Source organism: Pseudomonas sp. ADAK13 (genome assembly GCF_012935715.1).
GTDB lineage: Bacteria > Pseudomonadota > Gammaproteobacteria > Pseudomonadales > Pseudomonadaceae > Aquipseudomonas.
Genome location: NZ_CP052860.1, coordinates 2,345,850 through 2,361,216 on the forward strand (window position 1 = coordinate 2,345,850; position 15,367 = coordinate 2,361,216).

Annotated in this window: 11 protein-coding genes; 6 read left to right on the forward strand and 5 right to left on the reverse strand. The window is 61.2% G+C overall.

Annotated features, from left to right (window positions below; genetic code table 11):
• Positions 1-7: 7 nt before the first annotated feature.
• Positions 8-493, reverse strand: coding sequence for an acyl-CoA thioesterase (locus HKK54_RS10910; RefSeq protein ID WP_003213461.1), 486 nt, complete (start codon positions 491-493; stop codon positions 8-10).
• Positions 494-788: 295 nt separating this feature from the next.
• Between HKK54_RS10910 and HKK54_RS10915 the strand changes: the two genes are divergently transcribed.
• On the forward strand, positions 789-2,552 hold the full coding sequence (locus tag HKK54_RS10915; protein WP_010168375.1) for a cation:proton antiporter: 1,764 nt from the start codon (positions 789-791) through the stop codon (positions 2,550-2,552).
• Between the two features lie 62 nt (positions 2,553-2,614).
• Here the strand turns inward: HKK54_RS10915 and HKK54_RS10920 are convergent, their stop codons facing one another.
• The 3 genes from HKK54_RS10920 to uvrD form a co-directional block, all read right to left on the reverse strand.
• Positions 2,615-3,022 (reverse strand): SMI1/KNR4 family protein, encoded by a 408-nt coding sequence (locus HKK54_RS10920; protein ID WP_003213456.1) that lies wholly within the window; start codon positions 3,020-3,022, stop codon positions 2,615-2,617.
• Positions 3,023-3,158: 136 nt separating this feature from the next.
• Entirely contained in the window at positions 3,159-4,031 is an 873-nt protein-coding gene (locus HKK54_RS10925; protein ID WP_010168374.1) for a Tim44 domain-containing protein, read from the reverse strand.
• A 191-nt stretch (positions 4,032-4,222) separates the two neighbouring features.
• Complete coding sequence (gene uvrD / locus HKK54_RS10930; RefSeq protein WP_003213452.1) at positions 4,223-6,406, reverse strand: DNA helicase II; 2,184 nt, start codon at positions 6,404-6,406, stop codon at positions 4,223-4,225.
• A 279-nt stretch (positions 6,407-6,685) separates the two neighbouring features.
• Between uvrD and HKK54_RS10935 the strand changes: the two genes are divergently transcribed.
• The 3 genes from HKK54_RS10935 (at position 6,686) to HKK54_RS33570 (ending at position 11,011) form a co-directional block, all read left to right on the forward strand.
• Positions 6,686-9,559, forward strand: a complete 2,874-nt coding sequence (locus HKK54_RS10935) for a GGDEF domain-containing phosphodiesterase (protein WP_169386793.1) — start codon at positions 6,686-6,688, stop codon at positions 9,557-9,559.
• A gap of 162 nt (positions 9,560-9,721) precedes the next feature.
• A complete protein-coding gene (gene hexR, locus HKK54_RS10940; protein WP_010168370.1) occupies positions 9,722-10,588 on the forward strand; it encodes a transcriptional regulator HexR in 867 nt (288 codons plus the stop codon).
• 225 nt (positions 10,589-10,813) lie between these two features.
• A complete protein-coding gene (locus tag HKK54_RS33570; RefSeq protein WP_169386794.1) occupies positions 10,814-11,011 on the forward strand; it encodes a PA3496 family putative envelope integrity protein in 198 nt (65 codons plus the stop codon).
• On the opposite strand, the gene HKK54_RS10950 is transcribed toward HKK54_RS33570, so the two are convergent.
• The gene (locus HKK54_RS10950; protein WP_169386795.1) at positions 10,941-11,915 is read right to left on the reverse strand and encodes a LysR family transcriptional regulator; all 975 of its coding nucleotides are present in this window, start codon (positions 11,913-11,915) and stop codon (positions 10,941-10,943) included. The two genes, HKK54_RS33570 and HKK54_RS10950, sit on opposite strands and share 71 nt — an antisense overlap.
• A gap of 196 nt (positions 11,916-12,111) precedes the next feature.
• On the opposite strand from HKK54_RS10950, the gene HKK54_RS10955 reads away from it, so the two are divergent.
• Positions 12,112-13,527, forward strand: coding sequence for an acetyl-CoA carboxylase biotin carboxylase subunit (locus tag HKK54_RS10955; protein ID WP_003213442.1), 1,416 nt, complete (start codon positions 12,112-12,114; stop codon positions 13,525-13,527).
• An 11-nt stretch (positions 13,528-13,538) separates the two neighbouring features.
• Positions 13,539-15,347: a sodium-extruding oxaloacetate decarboxylase subunit alpha gene (gene oadA, locus HKK54_RS10960; protein ID WP_010168367.1), complete on the forward strand. Its 1,809-nt coding sequence runs from the start codon at positions 13,539-13,541 to the stop codon at positions 15,345-15,347.
• Positions 15,348-15,367: the final 20 nt, after the last annotated feature.

Genomic DNA, 15,367 nt, shown 5'->3' on the forward strand with positions numbered 1-15,367 from the left:
CGGGCTCTTACGGCCCGTCTGCCTTGATTTCCTGATAGCGCTTCTCCAGCTCCTGGCGAATCTGCCGGCGCTGTTGAGCCTGCACAAACCGGCGCTTGTCTTCACTGTTCTGCGGTTGCAGCGGCGGCACGGCGGCCGGTTTGCGCTGGTCGTCCACCGCAACCATGGTGAAGAAGCAGCTATTGGTATGGCGCACCGAGCGCTCGCGGATGTTCTCGGTGACCACCTTGATCCCCACTTCCATCGACGTGTTGCCGGTGTAGTTGACCGAGGCCAAAAAGGTCACCAGCTCACCGACATGGATCGGCTCGCGAAAAATCACCTGGTCCACCGACAAGGTCACCACATAGCGGCCGGCGTAACGGCTGGCGCAGGCGTAGGCCACTTCGTCGAGGTACTTGAGCAGCGTGCCGCCGTGCACATTGCCAGAGAAGTTGGCCATGTCAGGGGTCATCAATACTGTCATCGACAGCTGGGCGTTTCCGGGTTCCATAGCACACTCACGGGTTGTAGGCATTGGGTGGGGAGGCACCTCTGCGGGTGCTGGAATCTTTGCAGAGCCATTCATAACGGGACGCTGGGGCCCGGCTTGCCGTCACGCCAGGGGCGATCTGTTTCCATATATTGCACCGGCTTTCTGTCGCAAGTCGCGGTGTTACCCTTCAAAAGCCCGCCTCAAGGGCATTTCTTACGATTTAGGCAGACTTTTCTTTCCGTTCATTACGTCCTTTCGGGGCGAATGCGTGGAAATGGGAAAAGCGCCAGTACCCCTCAAGGAGCCCCTCGCCATGCACGCCATCAGCTTTATCCAGGACCTGGCCGTGATCATGCTGGTGGCCGGGGTGGTGACGATCCTGTTTCATCGGCTCAAACAGCCGGTGGTGTTGGGGTATATCGTCGCCGGCTTCATCATCGGCCCGCACACCCCACCGTTTGGTTTGATCCACGACGAAGACACCATCAAGACCCTGGCCGAACTGGGGGTGATCTTCCTGATGTTCTGCCTGGGCCTGGAGTTCAGCCTGCGCAAGCTGTTCAAGGTTGGCGCCACCGCATTTATCGCGGCGTTCCTCGAAATCATCCTGATGATCTGGATCGGCTATGAAATTGGCCGCTGGTTCGACTGGAACACCATGGACTCACTGTTCCTCGGCGCGATCCTGGCGATTTCCTCGACCACCATCATCGTCAAGGCGCTCAACGACCTGAAGATGAAAAACCAGCGCTTTGCCCAGCTGATTTTCGGGGTGCTGATCGTCGAAGACATCCTCGGCATCGGGATCATCGCCTTGCTGTCGAGCATCGCCGTCAGCGGCACGGTCAGCTCCGGTGAGGTGTTTTCCACCGTCGGCAAGCTCTCGCTGTTCATGATTGTCGCGCTGGTCATCGGGATTTTGCTGGTGCCACGCCTGCTGGAGTATGTGGCCAGGTTCGAAAGCAACGAGATGCTGCTGATCACCGTGCTGGGCCTGTGTTTCGGCTTCTGCCTGCTGGTGGTCAAGCTGGAATACAGCATGGTACTGGGGGCATTCCTGATTGGCGCGATCATGGCCGAGTCCCGGCAGTTGCTGAAGATTGAGCGCCTGATCGAACCGGTTCGCGACATGTTCAGTGCGATCTTCTTTGTCGCCATCGGCCTGATGATCGACCCGCAAATCCTCCTGCAATACGCCTGGCCCATTGCGGTGATTACCGTGGCCGTGGTGCTGGGCAAGATGTTGTCTTGCGGCCTTGGGGCGTTTATTGCGGGTAACGATGGCCGCACTTCATTGCGGGTGGGGATGGGCCTGTCACAGATTGGCGAGTTTTCATTCATCATCGCCGCGCTGGGGATGACGTTGCAGGTCACCAGTGACTTCCTGTATCCGGTGGCGGTGGCTGTTTCAGCGATTACCACGTTGCTCACGCCGTATCTGATTCGTGGTGCCGACCCGCTGTCGCTGAAGATCGCCGCAGTGATGCCCAAGCGTTTGAGCCGGGTGTTCGGGATGTATGGCGAGTGGTTGCGCAGTATTCAGCCCCAGGGCGAGGGCGCGATGCTGGCATCGATGATCCGCAAGATCATTTTGCAGGTGGGTGTGAACCTGGCGCTGGTGGTGGCGATCTTCTTTGCCGGCAGTTTTTTCGCGGCGCGCATTGGCAGTTATCTGGAAGGCTGGGTCAGCGATCCGAGCTGGCAGAAGGCGTTGATCTGGGGTGGGGCGTTGCTGCTGTCGCTGCCGTTTTTGATCGCGGCGTACCGCAAGCTCAAGGCGCTGTCGATGTTGCTGGCAGAGATGAGCGTGAAGCCGGAAATGGCCGGGCGCCACACGCAGCGTGTACGACGGGTGATCGCCGAAGTGATCCCGATTCTGTCGCTGCTGGTGATTTTCCTGCTATTGGCAGCCTTGTCGGCCAGTATCCTGCCGACCAACAAGTTGCTGGTGCTGATCGCGGTGGTGACGGCCGCGGTGGCCGCCGTGCTCTGGCGCTGGTTCATCCGCGTGCATACGCGGATGCAGGTCGCCTTGCTGGAGACCCTGGATAACCACAAGGACACGCCGGAGCACTGATGAGGCTGGGGGCTGCTTCGCAGCCCGGCGCGAGCAAGCTCGCTCGCCACAGGTAACCGGTCTCAGCTTTCCAGCCAGACGTCCCGCGCCCAGTGCCACACCGATTCCCAGGTTTCTTCGGTGACGAGTTCTTCTTCGCCGGACCACAGCACCACAGTGCCGTCTTCTTCGACGCAGTAGTAGTCGTCGCCGTCCTGGCAGATCGGGATCATGCTGCGGTCAACACCGGCGTCCCAGGCGTTGGCGGCAACGTCCGGCAGGTAGGTGTGGGACTGTGGGTCGGTGACAGTCACCGGCTCCAGGCTGCCGTAGACCACATCGCTGACGGTCAGCAAAAATTCGCGGAAGACGAACGGGATATCGATGAACAGTTGTTCCTCGATTTCCACCAGTTGGTCTTCGTCAGGCAGCTCCAGAGGAACCGGTACCGGTTCGTTGGCTTCACGCAATTGTTCGATAACTTCTTCCACGGCCGGGATCCTCTTGCTAGATGGCGCGGTTTATAGGGGCGTTTTATACAGTAGCTCGCTATAAGTGCAACCGTGAAATAGAAAACCCCGGACAAGTCCGGGGTTTTTGTTACTGCTTACTCAAAGCGAGCAGGGATCAGCCGTTCTGGCGGATACCGGCGACCAGCCAAGGCTGGTTTTCGCCTTGCGGACGTTCCATGTTCCAGCTTTCGCTGAACACTTCGCCCTGGTCGAAACGCGAAGTCTTCGACACGCCGCTGAAGGTCAGGGTGGCGATGGTCTTGTCGGCGCGGTCGTCCACACCTTCAAGCTGCACTTTCAGGTCTTCGATGTAGGTCGACTGGAAGCCGTCGCCCAGGTCGGCACGTTCGCGCTTGAGGAACTCCAGCAATTGCGGGGTCACGAACTCGGCGATCTTGTCCATTTCGTTGGCGTCCCAGTGTTGCTGCAGGGCCTGGAAGTGGCCACGTGCGGCTTCGACGAAACGCTCTTCGTTGAACCAGGCTGGCGCATTGATCACCGGACGAGCAGCGGCAGGTGCAGCCGAACCACCAAACATCGAGTTCAGTGCTGGCTTTTGCTCGAACACTTCACGCTGCATCGGCGCGCCGGCTGGAGCCAGGTGCTCCTGTTGCTTGCGGCGACGGGCGGCGATAAAGCGGAAGATCAGGAAGGCGATGACCGCCATGATCAGGATGTCGAAGATCTGCATGCCCTGGAAGCCGCCGCCCATGAACATGGAGGCGAGCAGGCCGCCGGCCGCGATACCGGCCAGAGGGCCCAACCAGCGCGAAGCACCGCCAGCCTTGGCAGCAGCGCCTGCGGCACCGGCAGCACCAGCGGTCGCAGCTGCGCCGCCCATGCCGCCCCCGGATGGGGCCATTTGGCTGGTCTGGTGGCTCGGCGCCGAACCCATGGATTTGCCGCCACCGAAGCGCTTGGCGTTGGCGTCGAGGCTCATCGTCAGGCCGATGCACAACGCCATGGCGATGCTAAGAAAACGTTTCATAAAGGGAATTCCCATTTGTGGATTGCACGCGCGCCATGTTGCACAGGTGTGATGGCAGTGGCTAGCGGCATAGTGTTTCGGGCTTTTGCGTAGGGCCAACACCGAATCGTCTGTAGGACTTATTACAGATATTGGCCCCACCCCTGCCAAATACAAGGGGTGGCCAACATCCTTCATGTTCTACAGTTGTTTCAGATTGCTTCGAGCTTGGCGTAACCCATCATCAGCCACTTGCTGCCTTCGGCGAAGTTCACCTGCACCCGGGCCTGGGCGCCGGCGCCTTCGAAGTTGAGGATCACGCCCTCGCCGAAGATCGCATGCTTGACCTGCTGGCCAAGGCTGAACGGTGTTTCGGGGATCTCCGAGCCGGCAAACATGCTGCTGGAGTTCTGCTGCTGGCCGCCGCCGAACGGTCGGCTGACGCTGTTGGACAGGCGCACTTCCTGGATCAGCCCTTTTGGCACCTCACGTACGAAGCGCGACACCTTGTTGTAGGTCTCGCTGCCGTACAGGCGTCGGGTTTCGGCGTAGGTCATCACCAGGTTCTGCATGGCCCGGGTGATGCCCACATAGGCCAGGCGGCGTTCCTCTTCCAGGCGGCCGGGTTCTTCCAGGCTCATCTTGTGGGGGAACAGGCCTTCTTCCATGCCCACCAGGAACACGTACGGGAATTCCAGGCCCTTGGCGCTGTGCAAGGTCATCAGCTGGATGCTGTCTTCATGCTCGTCAGCCTGGGTGTCGCCGGCTTCCAGCGAAGCGTGGCCGAGGAATGCCGCCAATGGCGTCAGGTCTTCGTCTTCTTCGGTGTTTTCGAACGCGCGCGCGGCGCTGACCAGTTCCTCAAGGTTTTCTACCCGGGCCTGGCCTTTCTCGCCTTTTTCCGCTTCGTGGTACGCGATCAAGCCGGACTGCTCGATCACGGTCTGGGTCATCAGGTGCAGGGGCATTTCCATGCACTTGGCGGCCAGGTTTTCGATCAGCTCGACAAACACGCTCAGGGCGCCGGCTGCGCGGCCGGTCAGGCCCTTGTTGGCGATCAGCAGGCGCATCGCTTCCCACATCGACACATCGCTGTGGCGGGCGTGGTCACGAATGGCCTCGACGGTCTTCTCGCCGATGCCACGGGCCGGGATGTTGATCACCCGCTCCAGCGCCGCATCGTTGCCACGGCCTTCCAGCAAGCGCAGGTAGGCCATGGCGTTTTTGATTTCGGCGCGTTCGAAGAAGCGCTGGCCGCCATAGATGCGGTACGGAATGCGTTCGCGCAGCAAGGCCTCTTCCAGCACCCGCGATTGGGCGTTGGAGCGATAAAGAATCGCAATGTCGCTGCGGGCCAGGCCGGTTTTCAGGGCGCTTTCGATGGTTTCCACCACGTAGCGCGCTTCATCGTGTTCGTTGAAGGCGGCGTACAGGTTGATCGCTTCGCCTTCGCCGCCGTCGGTCCACAGCTCTTTGCCCAGGCGCCCGGTGTTGTTGGCGATCAAGGCGTTGGCGGCCTTGAGGATCCCGGCGGTGGAGCGGTAGTTCTGCTCCAGGCGGATAGTCTCGGCGTCCGGGAAGTCGTCGCTGTACTGGTAGATATTCTCGATTTTCGCGCCGCGCCAGCCGTAGATCGACTGGTCGTCGTCGCCGACCACCATCAGGCTGTCGCCGCCTTTTGCCAGCAGGCGCAACCAGGCGTACTGCACGGCGTTGGTGTCCTGGAATTCGTCCACCAGGATGTGCCGGAAGCGTTTCTGGTAGTGCGCCAGCAAGCCCGGGTTGTCGCGCCACAGGTCGAGGGCACGCAGTAGCAACTCGGAGAAGTCGATGACGCCAGCGCGCTGGCAGGCCACTTCATAGGCTTCATAAATGCTGCGCATGGTGGCCAGGAACAGGTCGCCGCTGGCCTGGATATGTTGCGGGCGCAGGCCTTCATCTTTCTGGCCATTGATAAACCACTGGGCCTGACGCACCGGCCAGCGTTGTTCATCCAGGCCCAGCTCGCGGATCACCCGCTTGACCAGGCGTTGCTGGTCGTCGCTGTCGAGAATCTGGAAGGTCTGGCTCAACCCGGCTTCCTGCCAATGGGCCCGCAACAGGCGGTGCGCCAGGCCGTGGAAAGTGCCCACCCACATGCCGGCCGGGCTGATGCCCATCAACTGCTCGATGCGATGACGCATCTCGGCAGCGGCCTTGTTGGTGAAGGTCACCGACAGGATGGAGTGAGGTGAGGCGTTCTCGACCTGGATCAACCAGGCGATACGGTGCACCAGCACTCGGGTTTTACCGGAGCCAGCACCGGCCAGGACCAACTGACGGCCAACGGGGGCGGCTACGGCCTGGCGTTGGGCATCGTTGAGGGAGTTCAGCAAAAGGGAGAGATCATCGCGCATCGGCGCATTCTAGGGTGCCCGGGGGAGTCGGGCAAATCCCAATGCCGGATGGTCGATGTAAAACCCGACAGGCTATGCCTGGCAGGCAAACAATCTGCCCCCGGTGATGACCGGTCGGTCATTGGCCGCAGCCCGCGTCCTGTCTCACTCGAGCCGTCTGGCCCCAAGGTTTGCGGCTGATTATTGCGATATTTTAATGACGTGGAGCAGTTTGGCCCGGGCGCTGGCTTGTGTATGCTCCGTGCACGTTTCGGGCTCACCATTATAAGAACACTGCCTATGACCCTTAGCATTGACCTGGCTGGCCCCTCGGTGGCGCCGGCGCAGGTTATCCGCAAACATTACGCCATGGAGATGGCGGTCGAGCGCACGCGCCTGCTTTACCAGGGCTCACTGCTGCCTACCTTATTAATGCTGGTGAACGGACTGGTCTGCGCCTGGTTGCTCTGGAGCCCGCAGCGCTACCTGCTGGACAGCATTTGGCTGGTGTGGCTGCTGGCGCTGGTGGCCCTGCGGGTGATTCAAGTGGCGGCGTTTGATTCCGCGATGCCCAGCCGCCAGGCGCAGCCGATCTGGCGTCGCATGTTCATGCTGGGGTCTGCGGTCAGCGGCCTGACATTGGCCAGCGCCGCCATCGCCCTGGTGCCGGTGGACAGCTTTGCGCAGCAGGCCTGGGTGTTCGGCCTGCTGGGGGCGGCGACTTTATCCGCCAGCGTTGCCTATGCGGTCAGCCTGCCGGCGTTCCTGTCGTTTGCCGTGCCCTGTCTGGTGCCGGCGATTATCTATTTGTTCTGGAGCGGCGACCCGCAGCAGCAGGGTTGGGGCTTTTTGGGCCTGATTTTGCTGGCGTCCCTGAGCCTGGTGGCGTGGCAGGTCAATCGCCTGATTCAGCGCGGGCTGTTGCGGCGTTTCCAGAACCAGGCGTTGATCGAACATTTGCAGCAGTCTCAACAGCGCAGCGAGCAGCTCAATCAGGAACTGGTGCGCGAAGTGGAGCAGCGGCGCCAGGTCGAGCAGGAACTGCGCGAGGCCCAGATCGGCCTGCAACACCGCGTCGATCAGCGCAGCCAGGAGCTGGATGCCGCCAGCCTGGCCCTGAGCAAAAGCGAAGCGCGCCTGGCGATGGCGTTACAGGCCAGCGAACTGGGCCTGTGGGACTGGAACCTGCAAACCGACGAGGTCCACCACACCCAACTCAAAGAGCTGTTCGGCCTGGAGCCGGAATACGTTACGGCGATGCTCAGCCACCTCAAGCCGCGGCTGCACCCGGATGATCTGCCGCTACTCAAGCGCGCGCTGGTGGAGCACCTTAAAGGCCGCAGCGACGATTACCTTGTTGAATACCGGGTGCGCCATGGCGATGGCCACTGGGTTTGGATTCAGGACCGTGGCCGCGCGGTGGAGCGTTCCCCCAGCGGGCGTGTGACGCGGATGCTTGGCACCCGTCGTGACATCAGCGCCGGCAAGGCCGTGGAGGAACAGCAGCGCCTGGCGTCGACGGTGTTTGAGGCCGCCAGCGAAGGTATTGTGATCCTGGACCCGGACTACGTGCTGATCGCAGTCAACCAGGCGTTCAGCCGCGTCACCGGCTTCGACATTGACGACATGATCGGCCGCAATGTTGTCGAGCTGCCCAGCAGCCGGGACGCACGCCGCCACTTTCCGGTGATCCGCCAGGCGCTGCTCAGCCACGGCACTTGGCAAGGTGAGCTGGTGGAAACCCGCAAGAACGGCGAGCTCTACCCACAGTGGCTGCAATTGAACGTGGTGCGCGATATTCGGGGAAACGTGAGTCATATCGTGGGATTCTTCGCCGATTTGTCTGCACGGCGCGAATCCGAAGAACGCATGCGCTACCTCACGCATTATGACGAATTGACCGGGCTGGCCAACCGTTCGCTGTTCCGCGAGCGGCTGCGCGAAGCCCATCAGCGGGTGCGCCAGGGCGGCCGCAGCCTGGCCCTGCTGCATATCAACCTCGACCGCTTCAAGCTGCTCAACGACAGCCTCGGCCATGAAGTGGCCGACCAGTTATTGCAGAAAATGGCCCGTCGCTTGATCAATGCCTTGCCCGAAGCCGACACCATTGCGCGCCTTTCAGGCGATGAATTCGCGGTGCTGTTCGACGCCTACGGCAACCTGTCGAGCCTGGCCCGGGTGGCCACGCGGTTGCTGGCCAAGTTGCGGGTGCCGGTGACGGTGGAAGGGCACGAACTGGTGGTCAGCGCCTCAATGGGCGTCAGCCTGTTGCCCGATAATGCGCGGGAAATCTCCGCGCTGGTCAGCCAGTCGAACATGGCCATGCAGCACGCCAAGCACCTGGGCGGTAATAATTTCCAGTTCTACACCGACAGCCTGCAAGCCAGCACCCTGGAGCGTTTGCAGTTGGAGAACCATCTGCGCAAGGCGATTGATGAGCGCCAACTCGCGGTGTTCTACCAACCCAAATTGTGCCTGGCCAGCGGCAAGCTGAACGCGGCCGAGGCGCTGATCCGCTGGGAGCATCCGCAGTGGGGCATGGTGCCGCCCGGCGACTTTATCGGGCTGGCCGAAGAAACCGGCTTGATCGTGCCGCTTGGGGAGTTTGTGTTGCGCCAGGCGTGCTGGCAGGCCTGTGAGTGGCAGCGTCAGGGGCTGGAGCCGATTCGTGTGTCCGTCAACTTGTCGGTGCACCAATTGCGCCAGGGCAAGCTGGTCAGCCTGGTGCGCCAGGTGCTGGAAGAAACGGGGCTGGATCCGCAATACCTGGAGCTGGAGCTGACCGAAAGCCAACTGCTCGACAGCGTGGAGCACATCATTTCGACCTTCCAGCAACTGCGCGACCTGGGCGTGAAGCTGGCCATTGACGATTTCGGCACCGGGTATTCGTCCCTCAGCTACCTCAAGCGCATCCCCGTGGACTACGTGAAGATCGACCAGACCTTCATCCGGGGGCTGGGCCAAGGACGCGAAGATGCCTCGATCACCCGCGCAATCATCGCCATGGCCCACGGGTTGTCGCTCAAGGTAGTGGCCGAGGGCGTGGAAGATCAGCAGCAGCTGGATTTCCTGCGGGCCGAACAATGCGACGAGGTGCAGGGCTATTTGGTCAGCCGGCCGATGGAAGCGGACGGCTTGGCGGATTTGTTACGAAAAAATGCCAATTTTCTGTAGTTGAGCCCAAGCCGCACGCGGGGCTACATCGGGCCTGCCCGCTGAATCAGTGGGCAACAGCGCGATTAAGTGATGCATCGAACGGGCAAATCGGCAATTCTTGTAGTATAACTACAAGCTTGCTACATCCCCTGGCTCCGCCAATAACAAGAGTCCTGCCCTTTGAACCTGTTGCAACATATCGCCCAGTCGCGCCACCTGTTACGCAAATCGGAACTCAAGGTTGCCGATCACGTGCTGCTTGACCCTGCGGCTGTGATGCACAGTTCCATGGCAGACCTGGCCCACAGCGTGGGCATCAGCGAGCCGACCATCGTGCGCTTCTGCCGCGCCATCGGTTGCTCCGGGTTCCAGGACTTGAAACTCAAGCTGGCCCAGAGCCTGGCCGCCGGTGCGAGCTTTGGCCAGTTTGCGATTCACGAAGACGATTCCGTCGCCGACTACAGCCTGAAAATCTTCGACACCACCCTGCACACCCTGATGGAAGTGCGGGAAAAGCTCGACCCGGTGGAGCTTCAAAAAGCCGTGACCGCCATGTCCCAGGCCCAGCGCGTGGAGTTCTACGGTTTCGGCGCGTCCGGTGCCGTGGCGGCGGATGCCCAGCACAAGTTCTTCCGTTTGCTGCTGACCGCAGCGGCCTACAGCGACCCGCACATGCAGGCGATGTCGGCGGTGACGTTGAAACCTACCGACGTGGCGATTTGCATTTCCCAGTCCGGCCGCTCCAAAGACCTGCTGATCACCGCCAACCTGGTGCGTGAAAGCGGCGCGACCCTGATTACCCTGTGCCCGAGCCAGACGCCGTTGGCGGAGCTGTCGACCGTCAACCTGGCGATCGATGTGCACGAAGACACCGAAATCTACACCCCGCTGACGTCACGTATCGCCCACCTGGTGGTGATCGACGTACTGGCGATGGGCGTGGCCATGGCGCGCGGCCCGAGCCTGGTCAACCACCTCAAGAGCGTGAAGCGCAGCTTGCGCAGCCTTCGGTTGTCGCCCAAATCCGTCAAAGCCCTCGACGACTGACTCAAGGGCATACTCGGTCAAAATGTGGGAGCTGGCTTGCCTGCGATAGCGATCTGTCAGTTGCCATCTTCATTGGCTGAGGCACCGTTATCGCAGGCAAGCCGGCTTCTACAGTTGATCGTGTTTGAGCCTCAGAAGATTCATCGTCCTGTCATCCCCGCGCCGCCAAACCGTCATCGCACACGCCCATCCTGAACTCCCCGTACTCGCATTGGGAGACTCGAAATGGCTCGGCAATACGAAGAAAGCAACAGCACCGTCAAGACCCGTCGCCAACAGGAAGACCAGCGCCGCATGGCCTTCCGTCGTGCAATTGAAGACCGCTGCGACCAGCGTCAATTGCAGCAGAACATCAGTGACTTTCCGGAACTCCATTGGCAGGCACCCGCGGCTGCCCAGCGAAGCGCTCAGCCAGCGCGCTGATCTGCAACCGCTCGCTGCGGATAAAGCCCAGGAACGCATGGGCCACCGGTGACAGGCGCTTGGCCTTGGCCTGCACCAGGCACCAACTGCGGTACAGCGGCAGTTCTTCCACCGGCAGCTCCCTGAGCCCGCCGGTGGCCAGTTCCAGGTTGACCGCGTGGCGCGTCAGCAGCGCCACGCCCAACCCGGCGGTCACGCACTCGCGCTGCGCTTCGGCCGAAGACACTTCCACCGTCTGGGTGAAGTGCACACGCTTTTCCTTGAAGTACTCCTCGCACGCCATTCGCGTCCCGGAACCCGGCTCGCGCAACAGCAGCGTGTAAGGCTCCAGGTCCTGCAGGCGCAATGGCCCTTGATGACTCAGCGGATGATCGTGGGGCGCCACAGCGACGATCGGGTTGTTCAGGAACGGCAGGAATTCCAGGCCCATGTCCTGAGGCACCATGGACATGATCACCAGGTCATCCCGGTTGTCTGAAAGCCGGCGAATCACCTGGGCGCGGTTGACCACCGTCAGGTGCAGGTTGACCTCCGGGTGCTGGCGCTTGAAGGCGGCAAACAGGTGCGGCACGAAGTACTTGGCGCTGGACTCCACCGCCAGTTTCAGCTGGCCTTGCAGCGAGCCCTGCATGTCGGAGAGCTGCATGTCGAGGTTTTCCAGGCGCCCGAAAATATCCCGGCTAGCCCGTTGCAGGGCTTCGGCCGCTTCAGTCATATAGAGCTTTTTGCCGACGTAATCGAACAACGGCTGGCCAAGCAGCTCTTCCAGCTGTTTGATTTGTAGGCTAACGGCCGGTTGCGTGAGTGACATTTCCTCGGCTGCGCGGCTGTAGGAACGCAAATCACAGACTTCATTGAAAATCTGCAATTGACGCAATGTCATACGCATCAATGACTTACGCATTATTAAAGCCTTCCCGCCAACCCCTGATGCGCTGACTATAAGTCTTTACTTATACACAGCCCAATTATTATTGATTTTTGTTAATCCCTGCGGGGGCATAGTGTGTGTCACGCGACTGCCATGAAACATTTGGTCACGCGCCGACCCGGTTCCATCGGGTCGAAGTAGGTAGCAATCGGCTCAAGGGAATTTCCAAGTGATAAAAAAGATCCTGATCGCCAACCGTGGTGAGATTGCCGTACGCATCGTGCGTGCCTGCGCCGAGATGGGCATTCGTTCGGTCGCGGTCTATTCCGATGCCGACCGCCATGCCCTGCATGTAAAGCGTGCAGATGAGGCCCACAGCATCGGTGCCGAGCCCTTGGCCGGTTACCTGAACCCGCGCAAGCTGGTGAATCTCGCGGTGGAAACCGGTTGCGACGCGCTGCACCCCGGCTACGGCTTCCTCTCGGAAAACGCCGAGTTGGCAGATATTTGCGCCGAACGCGGGATCAAATTCATCGGCCCGTCGGCTGAAGTGATCCGCCGCATGGGCGACAAGACCGAAGCCCGCCGCAGCATGATCAAGGCCGGCGTGCCGGTGACCCCGGGCACCGAAGGCAACGTTGCCGACATCGCCGAGGCGCTGACCGAAGGCGACCGTATCGGTTACCCGGTGATGCTCAAGGCCACTTCCGGTGGTGGCGGTCGCGGCATTCGTCGCTGCAACAGCCGTGAAGAACTCGAACAAGCCTTCCCTCGCGTGATTTCCGAAGCCACCAAGGCGTTCGGGTCGGCGGAAGTGTTCCTGGAAAAATGCATCGTCAATCCCAAGCACATCGAGGCGCAGATCCTCGGTGACAGCTTCGGCAACGTGGTGCATCTGTTCGAGCGCGATTGCTCGATCCAGCGCCGCAACCAGAAGCTGATCGAAATCGCCCCAAGCCCCCAGCTGACCCCGGAACAGCGCGCCTACATCGGCGACCTGTCGGTGCGCGCAGCCAAGGCCGTGGGCTACGAGAACGCCGGCACCGTGGAGTTCCTGCTCGCCGAGGGCGAGGTGTACTTCATGGAGATGAACACCCGGGTGCAGGTGGAACACACCATCACCGAAGAAATCACCGGCATCGACATTGTGCGTGAGCAGATCCGCATCGCGTCGGGCCTGCCACTGTCGGTCAAGCAGGAAGACATTCAGCACCGGGGTTTCGCGTTGCAGTTCCGCATCAACGCCGAAGACCCGAAGAACAACTTCCTGCCCAGTTTCGGCAAGATCACCCGTTACTACGCGCCCGGCGGTCCCGGCGTGCGTACCGACACGGCGATCTACACCGGCTACACCATCCCGCCGTTCTACGACTCGATGTGCCTGAAGCTGGTGGTGTGGGCGTTGACCTGGGAAGAGGCCATGGACCGTGGCCTGCGCGCCCTGGACGACATGCGTCTGCAAGGCGTGAAGACCACCGCCGCCTATTACCAGGAAATCCTGCGCAACCCGGAATTCCGCAGTGGCCAGTTCAACACCAGTTTCGTGGAAAGCCACCCTGAGCTGACCAACTACTCGATCAAGCGCAAACCCGAAGAGCTGGCCCTGGCCATCGCCGCCGCCATCGCCGCCCACGCAGGCCTGTGAGGAATATAAGAATGAGCAAGAAGATCTTCGTAACCGACACCATCCTGCGCGACGCCCACCAATCGTTGCTGGCGACCCGCATGCGTACCGACGACATGCTGCCGATCTGCGACAAGCTCGACAAAGTCGGCTACTGGTCCCTGGAAGTCTGGGGCGGCGCGACCTTCGACGCCTGCGTACGCTTCCTGAAAGAAGACCCGTGGGAGCGCCTGCGCAAATTGCGTGCGGCACTGCCTAACACGCGCCTGCAAATGCTGCTGCGCGGCCAGAACCTGCTGGGCTACCGCCACTACAGCGACGACGTGGTCAAAGCCTTCGTCGCCAAGGCCGCCGTCAACGGTATCGACGTGTTCCGCATCTTCGACGCCATGAACGACGTGCGTAACCTGCGAGTGGCCATCGAAGCGGTAAAAGCCGCCGGCAAACACGCCCAGGGCACCATTGCCTACACCACCAGCCCGGTGCACACCATCGAGGCGTTTGTGGCTCAGGCCAAACAAATGGAAGCCATGGGTTGCGACTCGGTGGCGATCAAGGACATGGCCGGCCTGTTGACCCCGTACGCCACCGGCGAACTGGTCAAGGCGCTGAAGGCCGAGCAAAGCCTGCCGATCTTCATCCACTCCCACGACACCGCCGGCCTGGCGTCGATGTGCCAACTCAAGGCCGTCGAGAACGGTGCCGACCATATCGACACCGCCATCTCCAGCTTCGCCTGGGGCACCAGCCACCCGGGCACCGAGTCGATGGTCGCGGCCCTTAAAGGCAGCGAATTCGACACCGGCCTCAGCCTGGAACTGCTGCAGGAAATCGGCCTGTACTTCTACGCCGTGCGCAAGAAGTACCACCAGTTCGAAAGTGAATTCACCGCCGTCGACACCCGCGTGCAAGTCAACCAGGTACCGGGCGGGATGATTTCCAACCTGGCCAACCAGTTGAAAGAGCAGGGCGCGCTGAACCGCATGAGCGAAGTGCTGGCGGAAATCCCGCGGGTGCGTGAAGACCTCGGCTTCCCGCCGCTGGTGACTCCGACTTCGCAGATCGTCGGCACTCAGGCGTTCTTCAACGTGCTGGCCGGCGAGCGCTACAAGACCATCACCAACGAAGTGAAGCTGTACCTGCAAGGCGGCTACGGCAAGGCGCCGGGCACCGTGAATGAAAAACTGCGCCGCCAGGCCATCGGCAGCGAAGAGGTGATCGACGTTCGCCCGGCTGACCTGCTGAAGCCGGAAATGACCAAGTTGCGCGGGGAAATCGGCGCGTTGGCCAAGTCCGAAGAAGACGTGCTGACCTACGCGATGTTCCCGGACATCGGGCGCAAGTTCCTCGAAGAACGTGACGCCGGCACCTTGAGCCCTGAAGTGCTGTTGCCGATTCCTGAAGCCGGCGGCGTGGCCCGCGCCGGTGGTGAAGGCGTGCCCACCGAGTTCGTGATCGACGTGCACGGCGAAAGCTACCGCGTGGACATCACCGGTGTTGGCGTCAAGGCCGAAGGCAAGCGCCACTTCTACCTGTCCATCGACGGCATGCCGGAAGAAGTGGTGTTCGAACCACTCAACGAGTTCGTCAGCAGCGGCGGCAGCAAGCGCAAGCACGCCACTGCGCCAGGCCATGTCAGCACGGCGATGCCGGGCAACATCGTCGACGTACTGGTCAAGGAAGGCGACGTGGTGAAAGCCGGCCAGGCCGTGTTGATCACTGAAGCGATGAAGATGGAGACCGAAGTGCAGGCGGCCATCGCCGGCAAGGTCACCGCCGTTCACGTGGCCAAGGGCGACCGGGTCAACCCGGGCGAGATCCTGATTGAAATCGAAGGCTGAGTAACAGCCTTCGAAACTAC

What these genes read in the sequence shown, in the direction of transcription:
- HKK54_RS33570 (WP_169386794.1), top strand. Translation starts at nt 10,814, where the DNA reads ATGGCTCGGCAATACGAAGAAAGCAACAGCACCGTCAAGACCCGTCGC.
- oadA (WP_010168367.1), top strand. Translation starts at nt 13,539, where the DNA reads ATGAGCAAGAAGATCTTCGTAACCGACACCATCCTGCGCGACGCCCAC.
- HKK54_RS10910 (WP_003213461.1), bottom strand. Translation starts at nt 493, where the DNA reads ATGGAACCCGGAAACGCCCAGCTGTCGATGACAGTATTGATGACCCCT.
- HKK54_RS10950 (WP_169386795.1), bottom strand. Translation starts at nt 11,915, where the DNA reads ATGCGTAAGTCATTGATGCGTATGACATTGCGTCAATTGCAGATTTTC.
- uvrD (WP_003213452.1), bottom strand. Translation starts at nt 6,406, where the DNA reads ATGCGCGATGATCTCTCCCTTTTGCTGAACTCCCTCAACGATGCCCAA.
- HKK54_RS10935 (WP_169386793.1), top strand. Translation starts at nt 6,686, where the DNA reads ATGACCCTTAGCATTGACCTGGCTGGCCCCTCGGTGGCGCCGGCGCAG.
- HKK54_RS10925 (WP_010168374.1), bottom strand. Translation starts at nt 4,031, where the DNA reads ATGAAACGTTTTCTTAGCATCGCCATGGCGTTGTGCATCGGCCTGACG.
- HKK54_RS10915 (WP_010168375.1), top strand. Translation starts at nt 789, where the DNA reads ATGCACGCCATCAGCTTTATCCAGGACCTGGCCGTGATCATGCTGGTG.